Origin of the sequence: Dendronalium sp. ChiSLP03b (assembly GCF_034531165.2) — a bacterium.
GTDB lineage: Bacteria > Cyanobacteriota > Cyanobacteriia > Cyanobacteriales > Nostocaceae > Dendronalium > Dendronalium minutum.
This window is the reverse complement of the sequence record NZ_JAVRBR020000018.1, coordinates 175,793-193,770: the sequence shown is the minus strand read 5'-3', so window position 1 is coordinate 193,770 and position 17,978 is coordinate 175,793. Positions and strand designations below refer to the sequence as shown.

Annotated in this window: 17 protein-coding genes; 11 read left to right on the top strand and 6 right to left on the bottom strand. The window is 44.6% G+C overall.

What is annotated here, in order from left to right; genetic code table 11:
- Nucleotides 1-105: 105 nt before the first annotated feature.
- Complete coding sequence (locus RMY31_RS05645; protein ID WP_322659229.1) at nucleotides 106-333, bottom strand: hypothetical protein; 228 nt, start codon at nucleotides 331-333, stop codon at nucleotides 106-108.
- A gap of 289 nt (nucleotides 334-622) precedes the next feature.
- Here RMY31_RS05645 and RMY31_RS05640 point away from each other — a divergent pair, with 289 nt between their 5' ends.
- Nucleotides 623-1,555: a LysR family transcriptional regulator gene (locus RMY31_RS05640; protein ID WP_322659228.1), complete on the top strand. Its 933-nt coding sequence runs from the start codon at nucleotides 623-625 to the stop codon at nucleotides 1,553-1,555.
- A 427-nt stretch (nucleotides 1,556-1,982) separates the two neighbouring features.
- On the opposite strand, the gene RMY31_RS05635 is transcribed toward RMY31_RS05640, so the two are convergent.
- On the bottom strand, nucleotides 1,983-4,253 hold the full coding sequence (locus RMY31_RS05635) for a RelA/SpoT family protein (RefSeq protein ID WP_322659227.1): 2,271 nt from the start codon (nucleotides 4,251-4,253) through the stop codon (nucleotides 1,983-1,985).
- Nucleotides 4,254-4,547: 294 nt separating this feature from the next.
- On the opposite strand from RMY31_RS05635, the gene patD reads away from it, so the two are divergent.
- Entirely contained in the window at nucleotides 4,548-4,898 is a 351-nt protein-coding gene (gene patD, locus RMY31_RS05630) for a heterocyst frequency control protein PatD (RefSeq protein ID WP_322659226.1), read from the top strand.
- Nucleotides 4,899-5,113: 215 nt separating this feature from the next.
- Here the strand turns inward: patD and RMY31_RS05625 are convergent, their stop codons facing one another.
- Both RMY31_RS05625 and RMY31_RS05620 read right to left on the bottom strand, forming a co-directional pair.
- The gene (locus tag RMY31_RS05625) at nucleotides 5,114-5,389 is read right to left on the bottom strand and encodes a hypothetical protein (RefSeq protein ID WP_322659225.1); all 276 of its coding nucleotides are present in this window, start codon (nucleotides 5,387-5,389) and stop codon (nucleotides 5,114-5,116) included.
- A gap of 12 nt (nucleotides 5,390-5,401) precedes the next feature.
- Nucleotides 5,402-6,031, bottom strand: coding sequence for a TetR/AcrR family transcriptional regulator (locus RMY31_RS05620; RefSeq protein ID WP_322659224.1), 630 nt, complete (start codon nucleotides 6,029-6,031; stop codon nucleotides 5,402-5,404).
- 332 nt (nucleotides 6,032-6,363) lie between these two features.
- Between RMY31_RS05620 and RMY31_RS05615 the strand changes: the two genes are divergently transcribed.
- The gene (locus RMY31_RS05615; protein WP_322659223.1) at nucleotides 6,364-7,968 is read left to right on the top strand and encodes a DHA2 family efflux MFS transporter permease subunit; all 1,605 of its coding nucleotides are present in this window, start codon (nucleotides 6,364-6,366) and stop codon (nucleotides 7,966-7,968) included.
- Between the two features lie 130 nt (nucleotides 7,969-8,098).
- Nucleotides 8,099-9,280: an aldo/keto reductase gene (locus RMY31_RS05610; RefSeq protein WP_322659222.1), complete on the top strand. Its 1,182-nt coding sequence runs from the start codon at nucleotides 8,099-8,101 to the stop codon at nucleotides 9,278-9,280.
- A gap of 88 nt (nucleotides 9,281-9,368) precedes the next feature.
- Here RMY31_RS05610 and RMY31_RS05605 read toward each other — a convergent pair whose 3' ends face one another.
- Entirely contained in the window at nucleotides 9,369-10,697 is a 1,329-nt protein-coding gene (locus RMY31_RS05605) for a hemolysin family protein (RefSeq protein WP_322659221.1), read from the bottom strand.
- Between the two features lie 351 nt (nucleotides 10,698-11,048).
- Between RMY31_RS05605 and mfd the strand changes: the two genes are divergently transcribed.
- The 7 genes from mfd (at nucleotide 11,049) to RMY31_RS05570 (ending at nucleotide 17,644) form a co-directional block, all read left to right on the top strand.
- Nucleotides 11,049-14,627: a transcription-repair coupling factor gene (gene mfd / locus RMY31_RS05600; RefSeq protein WP_322659220.1), complete on the top strand. Its 3,579-nt coding sequence runs from the start codon at nucleotides 11,049-11,051 to the stop codon at nucleotides 14,625-14,627.
- A gap of 41 nt (nucleotides 14,628-14,668) precedes the next feature.
- Nucleotides 14,669-14,998, top strand: a complete 330-nt coding sequence (locus RMY31_RS05595; RefSeq protein ID WP_322659219.1) for a DUF433 domain-containing protein — start codon at nucleotides 14,669-14,671, stop codon at nucleotides 14,996-14,998.
- The gene (locus RMY31_RS05590) at nucleotides 14,995-15,345 is read left to right on the top strand and encodes a DUF5615 family PIN-like protein (RefSeq protein WP_322659218.1); all 351 of its coding nucleotides are present in this window, start codon (nucleotides 14,995-14,997) and stop codon (nucleotides 15,343-15,345) included. Before RMY31_RS05595 ends, RMY31_RS05590 begins: the two co-directional genes overlap by 4 nt.
- A gap of 48 nt (nucleotides 15,346-15,393) precedes the next feature.
- Complete coding sequence (locus RMY31_RS05585; protein WP_322659217.1) at nucleotides 15,394-15,591, top strand: DUF433 domain-containing protein; 198 nt, start codon at nucleotides 15,394-15,396, stop codon at nucleotides 15,589-15,591.
- A 93-nt stretch (nucleotides 15,592-15,684) separates the two neighbouring features.
- A complete protein-coding gene (locus tag RMY31_RS05580) occupies nucleotides 15,685-16,968 on the top strand; it encodes an AIPR family protein (protein WP_322659216.1) in 1,284 nt (427 codons plus the stop codon).
- A gap of 266 nt (nucleotides 16,969-17,234) precedes the next feature.
- The gene (locus RMY31_RS05575; protein ID WP_322659215.1) at nucleotides 17,235-17,438 is read left to right on the top strand and encodes a type II toxin-antitoxin system HicB family antitoxin; all 204 of its coding nucleotides are present in this window, start codon (nucleotides 17,235-17,237) and stop codon (nucleotides 17,436-17,438) included.
- Nucleotides 17,435-17,644 (top strand): type II toxin-antitoxin system HicA family toxin, encoded by a 210-nt coding sequence (locus RMY31_RS05570; RefSeq protein ID WP_322659214.1) that lies wholly within the window; start codon nucleotides 17,435-17,437, stop codon nucleotides 17,642-17,644. Before RMY31_RS05575 ends, RMY31_RS05570 begins: the two co-directional genes overlap by 4 nt.
- 7 nt (nucleotides 17,645-17,651) lie before the next feature.
- On the opposite strand, the gene RMY31_RS05565 is transcribed toward RMY31_RS05570, so the two are convergent.
- Complete coding sequence (locus RMY31_RS05565; protein WP_322659213.1) at nucleotides 17,652-17,792, bottom strand: hypothetical protein; 141 nt, start codon at nucleotides 17,790-17,792, stop codon at nucleotides 17,652-17,654.
- Nucleotides 17,793-17,978: the final 186 nt, after the last annotated feature.

The following is a 17,978-nucleotide window of genomic DNA, read 5'->3' as shown; positions in this document are numbered from 1 at the left end:
GAAGCAATCCTCGTGTTGTCAAAAAAACTAGAGCCAAATTTCCGAACAAAAAGCCCATACATAGAACCCAAACAGCTAAATTACAAACACTCACTTTTTCAGTAATTAACACCGCTTAGAACTTAACCGAACCGTATTGATAGTGGTGCGATCAATCACTTCATCGTCTGGAAACACTGAACGAGTTTCATCAATCATGGGGCCTGCAAAGGACTCGGCAGCGGCAGTGGTCAAAATCGTGGAAACCTGAAACGTCTTCGCCGCTTTGGCGACTATTGTGGCATTGGTGCGTAATTCGATTCCCGAATGCGATTGCGTCGTCAATGCCATCATCGATTGTTGATCGATCAAAAGTAGCGTATGGTTTGACGGTGTCAGCAGTGTTTTACCAGGTGTAGCAGTTGCTTGAATCATGGAAATATCCTTTTAGTTAAGTGTGAAGCAAAGGTGTAAATTTTTTTGCTGGTCAGGCTTACACAAAAGCGATTCTGAAGCCAGAGAAATTGGCTAAACTCTTTTTTAGTTCTGCGTGTCAGAATGTGTTTTCGTTGACCATGACGAATGATAGCATCGGAGCACAATGTGCATTTTTAGAGAACAAACTGTTCTCTCGTGGTGAACAATGTTAGATCGCTTTGAAGACATCCGAACGTTTGTTGCCGTTGTTCAAGCCAATAGCTTTGTCATTGCCGCTAACCGATTGGGACTTGCGAAGTCCGCAGTCAGCCGTCGATTGCGAGAACTGGAAAATCGACTGGGAACGCAGTTGCTGAATCGAACGACGCGACAACTGAGTCTAACGGACACTGGAGCCGAATTCTATGCTCGCTGTATTCGTCTCTTATCCGATCTTCAGGAAGCAGAGGACATTGCATCACAAGGCAGCGCTACACCTGTGGGCACATTAAGGGTGAGTGGGCCGATGTCATTCGGAATTCATTGTCTTACCCCAATGCTCAACGAGTTCTTAGCTGACTATAGACGCGTCACAGTGGATTTAAATCTTAACGATCGCCGGGTTGATATCATTAATGATGGGTTCGACCTAGCTGTTAGAATCAGCAGACTCAAAGACTCTTCACTATTAGCCCATTACATTGCGCCGATTCGCCATGCCATATGTGCGAGTCCGATTTACTTGCAGAAGAATGGTATCCCAAAGACATTAGAAGATTTAATAGAGCATCAGGGTCTAGCGTATTCAAACGTTGATGACCGACTGTACTGGCAGTTTCACGACCCCTCGAACGGAGAATTGCAGTCCGTGGACGTACCATGTGCGCTACGGCTCAACAATGGTGACGCACTTCGCGAGGCGGCGATCGCAGGGTGTGGTATCGCTGTCCTGCCAACCTTTATCATTCACAAAGCCGTTATGAGTGGGCAATTGCGGGTTATCCTCTCGCAGTACACGCGATCGCCTTTTGGTTTATACGCGGTTTACCCTTCAGGCCGTAACCTACCAGCGAAGGTGCGTGTGTTCATCGACTTCTTGCTATCTCGCTTCGGCCCTGAACCATATTGGGATCGAGACATTCGTGACAACGTAAGATAAAGTGCTGAGTGCTATTAGCGGTAGCAGGGCGTTTAGCCCCTGCTGAGTGCTGAGTAAAAATACTAGTTCCCAGTCCCCAGTCCCCACGATGAAGTCAAAAGTAAAAAGATGAGCTACTGCGGTGAAGCAGCCCCCGTCTTGGCGGTTTCCGTCGTTAGCGGAGCGTTAGCGAGTCATCGAGCGTCTGGGGGACTGCTGAACCCGAAGGGTGGACGGGTTCCCCGGCATAAAGCAAGTGGCGTTAGCGAGTCCTCGAGCGCGTCACCCGTACTGCTAAAGCAGAACTCGTACCCCTGCGGGGAAGCAAGCTACGCGTAGCGTCTCCGTTAGGAGAAGGGTAGGGCAAAAGGCACTTATAGGTTTTATGAAGTTTTTCTTCTCTTTTTACTTTTTACTTTTACCTTTTGACTTACTAGTCCCCAGTCCCTTACTCGTCTATCTGACCCACACGGCGGATATTCAGAATGTCGCTCATTTTCTTGATTTGGATGAATATCTGTTCTAGTTGAGAGCGATCGCGTATATCTATTCCTAAGTCCATCAATGCTGGTTGACCAGTAGCAGTTTTTACCTGAGCATGACGCACATTGATTCCTTGGTCACTCAAGCGAGACAAAATATCTTTTAACACTCCCACACGGTCAAGCGCTTCAATTTGAATCTCCACTGGGTAAGTGTGATGACAACCGCTATGTTCGGCTGTTGGGTTCCACCTCACTGGTACTAGGCGCTCATACTCCACATTTTCCAGATTATGACACCCTTGACGATGAATGGAAATTCCCCTGCCGCGTGTGACTACACCAATAATTGGTTCGCCAGGAATGGGGGTACAACATCCAGCTAGATGATACACCAAACCTTCTACACCAATTATTGGCGAATCAGTTGGGCGACAAGTAGATGGAGGTGCATCTCGTAAAGCTTTGAGTGTACTTGCCTCTTTAGGAATAAATGGGGGTGTAATAGTAGCTGGTTGTTGTCCCTTCGCCACTTCTCGCCAGCGATTTAGCACCAAGTTCAGTGTGACTTCACCGTAACCCAAACCGGCAAGTAAATCTTCTACGCTGTGGTAATTACACTTTTCAGCAACTGTTTGCATTGCTTCTGACTTCAGCAAGTTATCAAAACCAGTTTTACCAAGTTCTTTTTCTAACAATTCTCGTCCACGGGTCACATTTTCTTCGCGGCGCGATCGCTTGTACCATTGCTTAATCCGATACTTGGCTGCCGAAGTTCTCACAAAGTTTAACCAATCTAAACTCGGATGGCTGTTCTTTTGGGTCATCACCTCCACAATGTCGCCATTTTGCAGCCGCGTGGACAACGGTACCATTCGCCCATTTACCCGCGCCCCGCAACAGTGGTTGCCTACCTCTGTATGAATCCGATAAGCAAAATCTACACTGGTAGAGCCGGGACTTAGGGGTACAACATCCCCCTTAGGGGTGAAGACATAGACATCATCTTCAAATAGATTATCTTTGACGCTGTCGAGATACTCTTGAGCATCCTTGAGATCGCTTTGCCATTCCAGCAACTGCCGCAACCAAGTAAACTTTTCATCTGTTGCTGTCAGGCTACTGCTAGAACCACCTGTTTCTTTGTACTTCCAATGAGCCGCAATCCCATACTCGGCAACGTGATGCATTTCTATTGTCCGAATTTGTACCTCTAAAGGACGACCTGTCAACCCAATTACCCCGGTGTGCAACGACTGGTAACGGTTAGGCTTTGGCAACCCGATGTAGTCTTTAAATCTACCAGGAATCGGGCGAAAGGCATCATGAACCACTGCCAAAGCCCGATAGCATTCCTCATTGGTCTGAACAATAATTCGCAGGGCTGCCAAATCGTAAATCTCATGAAATTCCTTTTGCTGCCGCTGCATTTTTTGATAAATGCTATAAAGGTGTTTGGGACGACCGCTGATATCCTGGCAGTGAATTCCGGCTTGCTGCAAACGTTCCCGCAAAATTTCAGTAGCTTGGGCCAATTTCTCTTCTCGCGCCGTCCGTTTTTCGGAAACATGCTGCTGCATTTGGCGGAAAGCTTCCGGTTCAAGATATTTAAAAGCCAAATCTTCGAGTTCCCATTTAATCCGCCAAATACCCAAGCGATTGGCTAGGGGCGCAAATATATCTCGCGTTTCCTGGGCACTGCGGCGGCGACTAGCCTCCGACATATACTGTAGAGTTCGCATATTATGCAAACGGTCTGCCAGTTTTACCACGATTACTCTGATGTCTTGCGCCATTGCCAAAAACATCCGCCGGAAGTTTTCGGCTTGGCTTTCAGTTTTGCTTTTGAAATTGATTTTAGAAAGCTTGGTGACACCTTCTACTAGTTGCCGTACTTCTGGACCAAAAAGCTCTTCTATTTCGTCAATTGTGACATCTGTATCTTCAACTACATCATGGAGAAATCCAGCTGCTATCATAGCAGCACTGCCCCCTAAATCGCGTAGTAATCCAGCCACAGCAACAGGATGACTGATGTATAGTTCTCCTGATTTGCGGTATTGACCATGATGCAATTGGTAAGCGAATTCAAATGCCCTACCAATCAAGACCAGATCGTTATGCCTTCGGTCGTCTTCCGCAGTGCTGTTATTTGCCGCCGATGACTCCTTCAAACATTTCTTTAACCATTCTGGAAGGGCAAGATCAATTGAGGAATTTATAGCTATGCTGCTCATACAATCGGGACTATTGGGGATCGGTGAATAGGTGGGATATGGAAACAACTGACAGCACTGCTGTTAGTAGATGCTGTTGCCCTGAGACGGGTAGAAAAAATAGTGTCGGGATGATTGCTCTAGACCTATAGTAATCATCCTGTGTGAGGTTAAAGAAGCAGAATGCCGAAAATTCAATGATGGCAAATAAAGCCTCAAAGCATGATTTGAGGCTTGTGGTTTTAATAGGAAGCTGGGAAAGTTTATTTTAGAAGAAATATTTCTTGACATTAATACTATCTTAACTAGCACTGGATGTCTCTGAATTTTGAGAAATATCAGGCACTAGCAACCTTGCTAGAGGAATTACGCCTTGATGTCACCACTACCCAACTAGATACACCCGATGAACTGCGACAGCGGTTGGTTGCTTTGCAGCAAATGTTTCAGCAGCAAATTGTGCCTTTGACTGAGGAAGACTCGCGGGTGCAGTCTTATCGGACGGAGATTAGCAAGCAATTGCGATTGTTAGAAATAGATGTGATGTTTTTCCAAGGGGCACGGCAGGCATCTACTGCAAAAGCGAGAATTCAGACAATTTGCGATCGCCTAACAACTCTCATCCAGTATTGTGATGCCATCCTCCAACAAGAACAGAATGAGTAAAAATGACAATTGCTCTCCTTTTTATTCTGGTTATTTTATCATCCCATCTATAACTTCCAGCGCACAGTTATTTTTGCAACAAGTCTCAACTCTTCAAAAAGTGCTGGGTGTGGAGTTGAATTCTATAAGTAAAGTCAGGGGATCGCAACTTTTTGCCTGAATGCTGAGTTGAATTTTGCGATTAAAGTCAAGGGATCGTAACTTTTTCCTTATTCCTAACTCAGCAACGCCAGTCCGCTCAAGTCGGGAGACCCTTGACGCTCGTGACGCTCGGTCGCGTAGCGTCTCCCCTTGGGAGAAGACTCGCGCTTCGCTGCACTATCGCTTTTAGCGTCGCCCCTTGGGCGAGGACTCGCGCTTCGCTGCGCTAACGGCAGTTCCTTATGGGGAGCCACTGCGGTGGACGGGTTCCCCGGCATAAAGCAAGTGGCGTGGAAACCCCCATCGCTCTTAGCGTCTCCCCTTGGGAGAAGACCGGACTGCCTCACCACGCGGCTGGCTTCTCAGCACCCAGACTCGGTACCAATGCCTTTTAGGAGAAGATTTATAGTACGCCGCATGTAAGCTTCTACTGGTTCAGGCGTAGGTTTAAAGATGAGTGCATAGTACAGCGATCCGCTCACCAAGTCGATAATTAAGTCAATGTCCGCATCCTTTTGAATTTCACTTCTGGACTTGGCACGTTCCAGTACTTTAGCAAAAACTTCACGTCGAGGCATCGTGTATTTTGTCCAGTAGACTTGGGCAAACTGAGGATTACTAGATGCTGTACTGATAATTAAAGCGAGTGTCTGACGACCAAGGGGACTCAGTATTTTTTTGGCTGCATTATTAATCAGAATATCTATGTCTCCCCAAAAGCTCCCAGTGTCCGCTATTGGGAAAACTTCCCTGAGACTTTCAATCGCGTCCGCTACTAGTTCTTCTTTGGAAGTATAACGGCGATAAATAGTCGTTTTACCAACTCCAGCACGAGAAGCGATCGCTTCTATACTCATGCTTTGATATCCCACTTCCGCTAGCAAATCTAAAGTTGCTTGCAGAATAGCTTGGTCGGCGTGGGCACTACGCGGTCGCCCAGAGGGGCTGTTGATTTGCTTACTCATGAAAACATCTTCCTCAAGCAATGTCATTTTCGCAACTTGCTCCTCACCTTTTCCATCTCAAGATCCCTTGACCAATTTATATACGATACGCTACGGTAGCGTATAAATAAGTATTTACATTTCCCTGCCGCGTTCGCTTTGACTTCCCGATGAGTAAAGCAGCCTCGTGAAAGTAAACAAGCAGAACTTACGCACTCAAATTCCTCAATCTTCTTAAAAAGGGAGGCTGGGGGGATCGAGGTTTTAGGCTTCAGTGCGTAAGTCCTAACTCAAGCAGTGAATAGCAGATGCCGATCCCCAACACCAACTGCTGGCAGGGTTAAGTGTCAAGGTCACGGGAAATACTACTTTGGCTACCAATGTCTACCAACTTTAAACGTTCTGCTCAGACTCAGCTTGCAACAGTTAATGACGGTTATATCCAAGGGCCTTTGAAGTGGGCGATCGCCTTCACTGCTTCCCTTGGTGCGATTTTAGAAGTAATTGATACCAGTATTGTCAACGTTGCCCTGACTGACATCCAGGCTACCCTTGGTGCAACTGTCAGTGAAGTAGGCTGGGTTGTTACTGGATATGCGATTGCTAACGTCGTCTTAATTCCGTTATCAGCTTGGCTAGGAGATTACTTTGGAAAAAAGTCTTATTTTATCTTCTCTTTGGTTGGTTTTACACTTGCTTCGATTTTATGTGGGTTAGCCTTCAACCTACCAATGCTGGTTCTTTCCCGAATTCTCCAAGGTTTATGTGGAGGTGGTTTACTAGCTAAAGCCCAAGCCATTCTGTTCGAGACTTTTCCACCAGCTGAGCAAGGTCTTGCTCAAGCAGTTTTTGGCGTAGGCGTGATTTCTGGGCCAGCAATTGGCCCCACCCTCGGAGGATTTTTGGTAGATGGTTTGGGCTGGCGTTGGATTTTTTTTGTGAATCTGCCTTTTGGAATTTTAGCAGTGGTGATGGCCTCGCTGTTTTTGCCAAAAGATGCGGACAAAAGCAAAGCCCAGAATCAAGCTGTTGATTGGTGGGGAATTGGATTTTTAATCATTGCTATTGGCTGCTTGCAAACAATGTTAGAGGAAGGAGAACAAGATGACTGGTTTTCTTCTGGTTTCATAACTACTCTGGGTGTCTTCAGTATCATTGGCTTGGGGCTATTTATTTGGCGAGAACTGAAAACAGCCTACCCAGCAGTCGAACTGAAAGTTTTGCGTCACCGTTCTTTAGCAGCAGGAAGTTTGCTCTCAGCATTGATAGGTATGGGGCTTTATGGGACACTCTTTGCCGTACCGATTTTCGCTCAGAGCGTATTGCACTTTACAGCAACGCAAACGGGACTGTTACTCGCGCCAGGTGCTTTAGCATCGGCGATCGTCATGGTTCTATTAGGCAAGCTGTCTAGCAAAATCGATGCTAGAGCTTTAATTGCCATGGGCGCTGTCGGAACATCTGGAGTCATGTTTCAACTAGCAGCAATTACCCCACAAAGTGGTACAGATGATTTATTTTGGCCGTTGGTATGGCGCGGCGCTTTTACTGTGTTGATGTTTCTCCCTTTAAGTCTGGCAACTTTAGGGCCTCTACCCAAGCATGATATTTCTGCTGGTTCTGGTTTTTACAACCTTACCCGACAACTAGGTGGGAGCATTGGCATTGCCCTTCTCACTACTCTGCTTGACCGACGAGAGGCTTTTCATCGAGCTATTTTGTTAGCAAAACTTAGTCCTTATGATATAGAAACTAATCAGCGCCTTGACTTACTTAGCGGGGCACTCCAAGGTCAGGGCATGGATGCGACAACAGCTCAACAACAAGCACTAGCTTTAATGAGTCAAACTGTAGATACTCAAGCTGCCGTTTTGTCTTTTGCAGATATCTTTCGAGTCGTAGGAGTGGCGTTTCTCTGCTCATTGCCCTTATTACTATTCCTGGGTAAAGGAAGATCGGGAGCGAAAGCGCCAGTGGGTCATTGAAGGAAGGCAGGAGAAGTTGGGGGACAAGGGAGAATTTACTTGCTCTGCCCCTCTGCTCCTTCGCACCTCTGCCTCCTAACTGTACAAGTCTTGTTAAATTGAGATTGGCAAGGACTTAAACATCTACATAATGCTGTATAGACGATTTGGACGCACAGAATTACAGATGCCGGTGTTTTCCTGCGGCGGCATGAGATACCAATTCAAATGGCAAGATGTCCCCCAGTCAGAAATTCCTGCGGATAATCAAAACAATTTGGAAGCAACTATTCTACGGGCGGTAGAGGTTGGTATTAATCATATTGAAACTGCTCGTGGTTATGGTAGTTCTGAAATGCAGTTGGGAAGAATACTACCTAAATTTCCACGAGAAAAGTTAATTGTTCAGACTAAAGTTAATCCTGTTGCAGATGCCAAGAAATTCCGACAGACTTTTGAACAATCATTGCGAAATCTCCAACTAGATTATGTTGACTTATTGGGGTTACATGGTATTAATCATGATGAGTCTCTAGAGCACAGCACCCGTCCTGGTGGCTGTTTGGAAGTGGCACAGCAGTTGCAAGCCGAGGGAAAAGTTAGATTTATTGGCTTTTCTACACACGGGTCTACAGATACAATTGTGCAGACGATTAAGACTAACCAATTTGATTATGTGAACCTGCATTGGTACTATATTAATCAATGGAATTGGGCGGCAATTGAAGCGGCTAAACATCATGATATGGGAGTGTTTATTATTAGCCCTTCAGATAAAGGGGGGAAGTTGTACGATCCCCCGCAAAAATTAGTCAATCTTTGCGCCCCGTTGAGTCCAATGGTATTTAACGATTTATTTTGTTTGAGTCATCAACAGGTGCATACCTTGAGTATAGGAGCAGCAAAACCGCAAGATTTTGATGAACATCTTAAAACTTTAGATTTATTGGATCGTTCATTAGAAGTTTTGCCACCAATTTTGGCAAGGTTAGAAGAGGAAGCGATCGCCACTTTAGGAAAAGATTGGGTAAAGACTTGGCAGACCAATTTACCCACTTGGGATGAAACACCAGGGCAAGTAAATATTCAGGTAATCTTGTGGCTTTTGAATCTTGCGATCGCCTACGATTTGGTAGACTACGCCAAAATGCGATACAACTTGCTTGGCAATGGCAGCCACTGGTTTCCAGGTAATAAAGCAGATATTTTAGATGAGTTAGACTTGCAGCAATGTCTCGCCCGCAGTCCCCATGCCGATCGGATCCCCCAGTTTCTGGCGAAAGCGCATCAGCTTTTGGCGGGTGAAGAAGTCAAGCGTCTATCTCGGACTTAGGAGTGGGGAGTAGAAAGCAGGGGGAGCAGGGAGAGATGAGGGAGAAATAATAACTACTCCTGTCTCCTGCCTAGTCCCCAATCCCCAATTATCCAGATTTTGTGGCATCCACTTCTTGATTGGGCATCGGCACAACTAGTACCTTATCAACGCGGTTTCCATCCATATCCATCACTTCAATACGCATACCCTGCCACTCAAAATGATCTGCTGCTGTAGGGATACGACCAAGATGGGTAATGACAAAACCACCTAAGGTTTGATAACTGCCTCGCTCTTCGGATTCCCACTCCTCCATACCAAAAAGTTCCAAAAAGTCTTCTACAGCTAACATCCCATCCAAAAGCCAGGAACCATCTTCCCGTTGTACGGCTTGTGGATTTTCCTGATCGTCAGCGTTGGGAACATCACCTACGATTTCACTCATGATGTCATTAAGCGTGACTAATCCTTGAATTACACCGTATTCATCCACTACCAAGGCCATATGAGTAATGGTTTGCTTGAACAACTCCAAAACTTTTAAGCCACGGGTACTTTCTGGCACAAATACAGGCTGACGCAATCCCACTGTTAAGTCTAAGGGTTCACCTCGGAAACTCCGAGCTAATAGATCGGTAACTGGGATCACACCCAGCACATTGTCGAGTCCTCCCTGACAAACTGGATATCGGGAATAGGCACTGTCAACCATTTTCTCACGGTTTTCTTCGGCAGAGTCCTCCAAGTCCAGCCAGACAATATCGGGACGGGGTGTCATAAAGGAACTAACAGGGCGATCGCCCAGGCGAAATACTCGCTCCACCATATCCTGTTCGGCTTCCTCAAAGGTTCCTGCTTCTGTGCCTTGTTCAATGAGAATTTTAATTTCTTCTTCAGTGACTTGCGGCTCAACAGACGGTGTAATTCCCAATAATCGTAGTACCATATCAGTAGAAGCACTTAAGAGATACACTGCTGGAGAAGCAAGTGCCGCCAACGCTCGCATAGGAATAGCTACAATTGCCGCAATCCGTTCTGGATTGTTCAATGCCAGACGCTTCGGGACAAGTTCGCCGATGATTAGTGACAAATAAGTGATAATCAAAACCACTATTCCGAAAGCTAGGGGTTCACTATAAGATGCCAAGAAGGGGACGAGCCTCAAATAAACTGCCACTTTTTCGGCAATAGTCGCTCCTCCAAAAGCACCAGTTAGGATACCGATCAGGGAAATACCTACTTGAACAGTTGACAGGAAATGATTTGGTGACTCCGCTAGTTTTAATGCTGCCCTCGCCTTAGCATCCCCTTGATTGGCAAGCTGCTGTAGCCTTACCTTGCGCGCTGAGACAATCGCCATCTCAGACATAGAAAATACACCGTTGGCAATAATTAGTACCAAAATGATGAAAAGTTCAAAAGTGATGGAGGACATGTTTAGAATTGCCGCTATCAAGAGCGAACTGAGCTTAATCCTTAGTATCTAGTATTAAAGGTGCCGTCATAAATGCTTTGACTATCTACAAAATGATAGTTTGATTTTTTGTTCTAAATATGTAGTCATATCGTGTTCGGTTAAAGACCGATCGTGAAGGCTGATCTTGGGCAGAGGAGCAGGGGAAGATAAAAAGAGGCAGGAATAATAAAAACTAATTAACCTAACTTGATATCAGCTATTATTCTTCCACAGAAATAAGGAAGAGAGCTATTAACACTTTTAAAATGGAGGACATAAACTGACTCTAAATTTTCTTATCTCCAACGACTTCCTCCTCCAGTAAAACTTATGGCATTTTCTTCTATTGTGCGTGCCTTGGCGCGATCGCCGCTCAGCACTGAACTACTTTCTAAGCTAAATCGGCAACAAGATTTGCGGCTAAATGGTATCCCTCGCCTACCCAAAGGCTTGGTAGCTTCGGCATTGGCACAAAATTCGGAAAAGAATTTATTTGTAGTCTGTGCCACCCTTGAGGAAGCTGGACGCGCTTTTGCACAGTTGGAGGCGATGGGCTGGAAGAGCGTACATTTTTACCCAACATCCGAAGCATCTCCTTACGAACCCTTTGACCCCGAAACTGAAATGACTTGGGGACAAATGCAGGTGTTGGCTGATTTGGCCAGTGGTCAGTTAAAACAAACAACTGACAATGGACAACTGACAAAGATGGCGATTGTTGCTACTGCTGGGGCGCTACAACCTCACTTGCCACCTCCGCAAGCATTTACACCCTTCTGTCTTACCCTAAAGCGGGGGATGGAATTTGACTTAGATACCTTCGGCGAAAAAATCACTACTTTGGGGTACGAACGCGTACCTCTGGTGGAAACAGAAGGGCAGTGGAGTCGGCGCGGTGATATTGTTGATGTCTTCCCCGTTGCATCAGAGTTGCCAGTACGACTGGAATGGTTTGGCGACGAAATCGAGAAAATTCGGGAATTTGATGCTGCAACTCAACGTTCCGCCCTTGACAAAATTGACCAGTTGATTCTTACCCCCACTAGTTTTGCTCCCATTGTCTTGGAAGCACTTAAGGATAGTCCTGATTTCCAAACCTTAACTACTGAACAAGAATTTGACTCAGCACTCAGCAACGCCAGTCGCCTCAAGTCGGGAGACCCGCCCACGGCGCTGGCTCCTCAGCACTCAGCACTCCTAGAAGGTAGTCGGCGCTTTTTAGGGTTAGCCTTTGAAAAACCAGCCTCTTTACTTGACTATTTACCAGAAAATACTCTGATTGCCATTGACGAGCCAGAGCAGTGTCACGCTCACAGCGATCGCTGGGTGGAAAATGCCGAGGAGCAGTGGTCAGTTGTCGTACAGACGCGATTAATCGCGTCTGTACAAAAGTCAGTAGTCAGTGGTCTACCGAAAATCCATCGGTCTTTTGATGAATGTCTGGCTGATGTTGCCAAGTTTAAAACATTATATCTATCAGAACTGGCGGAGGAAAACAGCGGGATAAATTTGGCTAGTCGGTCTGTGCCAGTTACACCACACCAGTTTGGCAAACTTGCAGAAACACTGCGAAAAGAACGCGATCGCAATTTCTCGATTTGGCTAATTTCCGCTCAACCTTCGCGTTCTGTTTCTCTGCTGCAAGAACACGACTGTCCGGCGCAGTTTATTCCTAATCCCAGAGACTACCAAGCGATCGACAAGCTGCAAATCAACCATACACCTGTAGCACTGAAATATTCCGGGCTGGCTGAACTCGAAGGCTTTATCCTGCCTACATTCCGCTTGATAGTAGTCACTGACCGCGAATTTTATGGACAGCACTCCCTAGCGACTCCCGGCTATATCCGCAAGCGTCGCAAAGCTACTTCTAAGCAAGTTGACCCCAACAAGCTGCGCCCGGGTGATTATGTAGTTCACAGAAGTCACGGGATTGGCAAATTTGTCAAACTGGAAAGCCTAACAATTAACGACGAAACCCGCGATTACATAGTTGTGCAGTACGCTGACGGGTTACTCAGAGTCGCAGCCGACCAAGTAGGTTCACTGTCCCGGTTCCGCGCCACTGGCGATAAAGTACCAGAACTCCACAAGATGACTGGTAAAGCTTGGGACAATACCAAAAACCGCGTCCGCAAAGCTATTAAGAAATTAGCGGTGGACTTGCTGAAACTGTATGCAGCGCGAGCAAAACAAGAAGGCTTTGCTTATCCCCAAGATATGCCTTGGCAGGAGGAACTGGAAGATTCTTTCCCTTACCAACCTACCACCGATCAGCTCAAAGCCGTACAAGATGTCAAACGCGATATGGAAAGCGATCGCCCAATGGATCGCTTGGTATGCGGTGATGTCGGTTTCGGAAAAACAGAAGTGGCAATTCGCGCCATCTTCAAAGCTGTCACTTCTGGCAAACAAGTCGCACTGCTTGCACCTACTACCATTCTCACCCAGCAACACTACCATACCCTCAAAGAACGCTTTGCACCCTACCCTGTAAATGTCGGCTTACTAAACCGTTTCCGCAGCGCTGAAGAACGCCGTGAGATTCAAAAACGACTAGCAACGGGTGAATTAGATGTGGTCGTCGGTACGCATCAACTTTTAGGTAAAGGCGTGTCATTCCGAGATTTAGGACTTTTGGTGGTGGATGAAGAACAGCGGTTTGGGGTGAACCAAAAAGAGAAAATTAAAAGCTTGAAAACTGAAGTTGACGTGCTGACTCTCTCCGCTACTCCCATTCCTCGCACCTTGTATATGTCTTTGTCGGGGATTCGGGAAATGAGTTTGATTACCACACCACCTCCTACAAGAAGACCGATTCAAACCCATCTCGCACCGCTGAACCCAGAAAGCGTCCGGAGTGCGATTCGCCAAGAATTAGACAGAGGCGGACAGGTGTTTTATGTAGTACCGCGAGTTGAGGGGATTGAAGAGACAACAGCAAATTTGCGAGAAATGATCCCAGGGGGAAGATTTGCGATCGCTCACGGTCAAATGGATGAAAGCGAGTTAGAATCAACCATGCTCACCTTCAGCAATGGTGAGGCAGAGATTCTCGTTTGCACGACGATTATTGAATCTGGTTTAGATATTCCGCGAGTCAACACCATCTTAATTGAAGATGCTCACCGCTTTGGCTTGTCTCAGTTGTATCAGTTGCGCGGTCGTGTAGGGCGTGCTGGTATTCAGGCCCACGCTTGGCTATTTTATCCCAAACAGCGGACGTTATCTGATGCGGCAAGGCAGAGGTTACGGGCAATTCAAGAATTTACGCAGCTAGGTTCTGGCTATCAGCTAGCAATGCGCGACATGGAAATTCGCGGCGTGGGTAACTTGCTAGGTGCAGAACAATCCGGTCAAATGGATGCGATCGGTTTTGATTTGTATATGGAAATGTTAGAGGAATCAATTCGAGAAATTCGCGGACAAGAAATTCCCAAAGTTGATGATACTCAAATTGACCTCAATCTCACAGCATTTATCCCCGCCGATTACATCCCCGACTTGGATCAAAAGATGAGTGCTTACCGTGCGGTAGCAGGAGCAAAATCGAAAGAAGAATTAACACAAATTGCTGGTGAGTGGGGCGATCGCTACGGTACTTTACCAGTCCCTGCTAATCAACTTTTGCGCGTTATGGAACTGAAACAGTTAGCGAAAAAATTAGGATTTAGCCGCATTAAACCAGAGAATAAACAGCACATTGTTTTAGAAACACCAATGGAAGAACCTGCTTGGAATTTATTAGCAGCGAACTTACCAGAACATCTCAAAACGCGCTTTGTTTTCTCTCCTGGTAAAGTCACAGTGCGCGGTTTAGCAGTGATGAAAGCAGACCAACAATTGCAAAGTTTAATTGATGCGATGGGGAAAATGCAGGGTGCGATCGCTGAGGCAGTTGTAGTTTGAACTGTAATTTTTAATATTAAAAGTAGAGTCAAAACAAATCTATGTCAGTTGTCACAGCTAAATCTTACGTAGAATATCGTCAAGATGCTTATTGGGTTGCAGGAACTCGAATTTCCTTGGACTCAATCGTTTATGCTTTCCGAAAAGGATTATCACCTGAAAGCATTGTTAATTCTTTTCCGTTGCTGACACTCGAACAAGTTTATGGAGCGATCGCGTTTTATCTAGCCAATCGCGCAGATATTGATGCTTATCTAGTAGCTGAGGAAGCAGCATTTGATACTATGCCCCAACCATTACAAACCGCCGATCCTGCTTTGTACAACAAGCTTATGGCAGCCAAAGCAGCAAGACAACAGGTAGATTCGTGAATATTAGCTACCAAGCCGATGCTGATTTGAATCAAGCGATCGTCACAGGAGTTCTGCGACGAGAATCCTCCATTGATTTCCAAACTGCCTTAGCTGCTGGATTAGAAGGTTTAAAAGATTCTGAAGTATTGGCGAAGGCAGCACAGCAAGGACGTATCTTGGTCAGTCACGATCGTAAAACAATGCCATTAGAGTTTGCTGAGTTCATCACCAGCCATCATAGTGCAGGAGTTATTATTGTTTCCCAAAAGCTACCAGTTGAAGTTGTTATCGAAGAACTGCTGATAATTTGGGCGATATCCAGCGCCCAAGAGTGGATTGATCGGATTGCAAAGCTGCCTCTGTGAGAGAGGCTAACAATCCCAATTGCCAGATTAATTATAAAGTAAACCCCTATGTCAGAATTACTTAGAAGAATTACAGTTAATCCCAAACAATGTGGTGGTCGCCCATGCATTCGGAGCATGAGAATTAGGGTGTCAGATGTACTGGACTTGTTTGCAGCTGGACTGAGTGCTGAACAAATCTTGGAAGAAATGCCCGATCTGGAAGCAGACGATCTCAAGGCAGCATTTCAGTTTAGTAGGTTTTAAAACAGACCAACAGTAGCAGAATTTGATTGATGCTTTGGGGAAAATGCAACGGACGATTGCAGACTAAGATTACATTTCACACGAGGTTAGTAAATGCACAGAATTATTTTGTCACATTTGAAGATATTCTCTCAAGAGCATGAAATTGAATTCATGGATGAGCAAAAGAGATTTGAACATTTTGTCAATTATTGTATAGCATCCAAATATTATTCTGGACGTATAGCTCCATCTGACATTACCACAAATGATGATGATGCAGGTATCGATGGCGTGATTATTGTTGCTGATGGAGAGTTAGTCACAACAGAAGAAGAAATTAATTCTGTCTTTGAATCTCACAAAAGAAATATCGAAATTGACTTTATTTTCATTCAATCTAAGACCTCAGAAAAATTTGAGAAAAAAGAAATTACAAATTTCGGTGATGGTATATATGATTTTTTAAGTGAAGAACCAGCATTTCCTCATGATGATATATTGTCTGAAGCTAACAAAATATTTAATAAAGTTGTTGATAACGTTCATAAAGTTAAACGTGGTAAGCCTAATGCCAAAATATATTTTGTTACAACTGGAGTATGGAATGATGAAAGAGAGTTAGTTGCTGCTCTCAAAACCAACTTCAGGAAGATAGAGAGTACTGGTTATTTTGGCAGTGTAGAATGCTTAAAAATAGATAGAGACGAACTTATTAAGTTGTGGAGTAGCATTCATCAGCCTGTTGAAGCAACAGTTAAAGTTAAAGGATATGTCCCCTATGAAAACATTAAGGGAGTTGAGGAGGCTTATATTTGTGTTATATCAGCTAAAAACTTTATCAATTCACTTTTAAAAGATAATGATGAGCGAATAAAAAGTGGAATTTTTGAGGAAAATGTGCGAGCTTTTTTAGGCGAGGATAATTCTGTCAATTCAAAGATTAAAAATACTTTAACTTCAATCGATACAAGGGATAGATTTGCCATATTAAATAATGGTATTACTATTGTATCACCGGATGTAAGGGTTCAGAGTGATACAATCAGCCTATTTAATTATCAGATTGTAAATGGTTGTCAAACAAGTCATGTTCTCTTTAGAAATCAAGAGCTAATTGATGATTCACTCATGCTGACAGTAAAGGTTATAGAAGTAAATGATACAGATATAGTAAATCAAATTGTTGAAGCTACCAAGACACCAGAATTAAACTCGAAAAAAATAACATCATACTGCCAAAAAATTGTTGAAGTTTTAAGTAGCCCACGCGAAGATTTTTTAAAACACTATCAAACGTGTGAAGAAGTAATAGAACAGGGAGGATGGGCAACAAAAGATCGGCTAAAGCGTTCCTTGCATACTGAAGAGTTGAAGCAGATTTTGATGGATAAATAAGCACAATAATTCCATTACTCTGCTTGGTTTTGACACAAAGTAGAGGTGAGGGGAGTGGGGTTACTCTCACCAAATTTTTGTAAATGTTAGGAAAGCAAAAATAATTTTATAGTATGACTTTACATAATGATTGACAGCTATGGCTGAGCTACTTGAACAAGCCATCACCAAAGTAAAAACTTTGACTACCATTGAGCAAGATATGATCGCAGTAATGATTGTGGAAAACTAGAAGATGAACTTTCAAAAACTAGCTTAAAAAGTGTATGAAAATTAGAGCAATCATTCATCCAGCAGAAGAAGGCGGCTATTGGGCAGAGGTTCCCGCACTTCCCGGTTGTATTACTGAAGGCGACACCATAGAAGAGGTGATGGCTAATTTAAAGGACGCTATTGAAGGCTGGCTTGAAGTTGCCAACAGTCGTCATGCAATTGAGTCAACAGATCGAGTTGTCGAAATTGCTGTATGAAATCGATTTCTGGCAAAAAACTTTGCAAGATTGTAGAGCAAAAAGGTTGGGTTTTGCGAAGAATTGCTGGCAGCCATCATATTTATGAAAACCATGAACAAGAACAAATTCTCTCAATTCCTGTTCACCGCAATCAAGATTTGAAAGTTGGAACCTTGAAAGCCTTGATGAAAATAGCCCAACTATCTGAGGAAGATTTACTTTAATTTTGAATCATTGAGGTATTCTAGGCGATCGCAACCCAACACTCTCAAAAAATTGCAAGCAGAAATAATTTTTCTGTAGAACCACACAAAGACTGGACATAAAAGCGATCGCCACTTCACACCCCAACCAAGTGGTAAACCGCCTCACATCTACGCCAACCTAAAAAGCCCAAAGCTATCATCTTGCTTTTCAGCAATGCTTGCCCCTGGTTAACAGTAAAATAAGGGAACCTTAAGGGCAATTATTCGAGATGTTGATTTAAGCGTAGAGGAATTCATAGCATTGCTTTGAGTAGAATGCTATGTGCGATCGCTTCCCAATCAAAGTATGGCT

Excerpts from the sequence above, each read along its gene's own strand:
- RMY31_RS05645 (WP_322659229.1), bottom strand. The coding sequence starts at position 333 with ATGATGGCATTGACGACGCAATCGCATTCGGGAATCGAATTACGCACC.
- RMY31_RS05640 (WP_322659228.1), top strand. The coding sequence starts at position 623 with ATGTTAGATCGCTTTGAAGACATCCGAACGTTTGTTGCCGTTGTTCAA.
- RMY31_RS05635 (WP_322659227.1), bottom strand. The coding sequence starts at position 4,253 with ATGAGCAGCATAGCTATAAATTCCTCAATTGATCTTGCCCTTCCAGAA.
- patD (WP_322659226.1), top strand. The coding sequence starts at position 4,548 with ATGTCTCTGAATTTTGAGAAATATCAGGCACTAGCAACCTTGCTAGAG.
- RMY31_RS05620 (WP_322659224.1), bottom strand. The coding sequence starts at position 6,031 with ATGACATTGCTTGAGGAAGATGTTTTCATGAGTAAGCAAATCAACAGC.
- RMY31_RS05615 (WP_322659223.1), top strand. The coding sequence starts at position 6,364 with ATGTCTACCAACTTTAAACGTTCTGCTCAGACTCAGCTTGCAACAGTT.
- RMY31_RS05610 (WP_322659222.1), top strand. The coding sequence starts at position 8,099 with ATGCTGTATAGACGATTTGGACGCACAGAATTACAGATGCCGGTGTTT.
- RMY31_RS05605 (WP_322659221.1), bottom strand. The coding sequence starts at position 10,697 with ATGTCCTCCATCACTTTTGAACTTTTCATCATTTTGGTACTAATTATT.
- mfd (WP_322659220.1), top strand. The coding sequence starts at position 11,049 with ATGGCATTTTCTTCTATTGTGCGTGCCTTGGCGCGATCGCCGCTCAGC.
- RMY31_RS05595 (WP_322659219.1), top strand. The coding sequence starts at position 14,669 with ATGTCAGTTGTCACAGCTAAATCTTACGTAGAATATCGTCAAGATGCT.
- RMY31_RS05585 (WP_322659217.1), top strand. The coding sequence starts at position 15,394 with ATGTCAGAATTACTTAGAAGAATTACAGTTAATCCCAAACAATGTGGT.
- RMY31_RS05580 (WP_322659216.1), top strand. The coding sequence starts at position 15,685 with ATGCACAGAATTATTTTGTCACATTTGAAGATATTCTCTCAAGAGCAT.
- RMY31_RS05575 (WP_322659215.1), top strand. The coding sequence starts at position 17,235 with ATGAAAATTAGAGCAATCATTCATCCAGCAGAAGAAGGCGGCTATTGG.
- RMY31_RS05570 (WP_322659214.1), top strand. The coding sequence starts at position 17,435 with ATGAAATCGATTTCTGGCAAAAAACTTTGCAAGATTGTAGAGCAAAAA.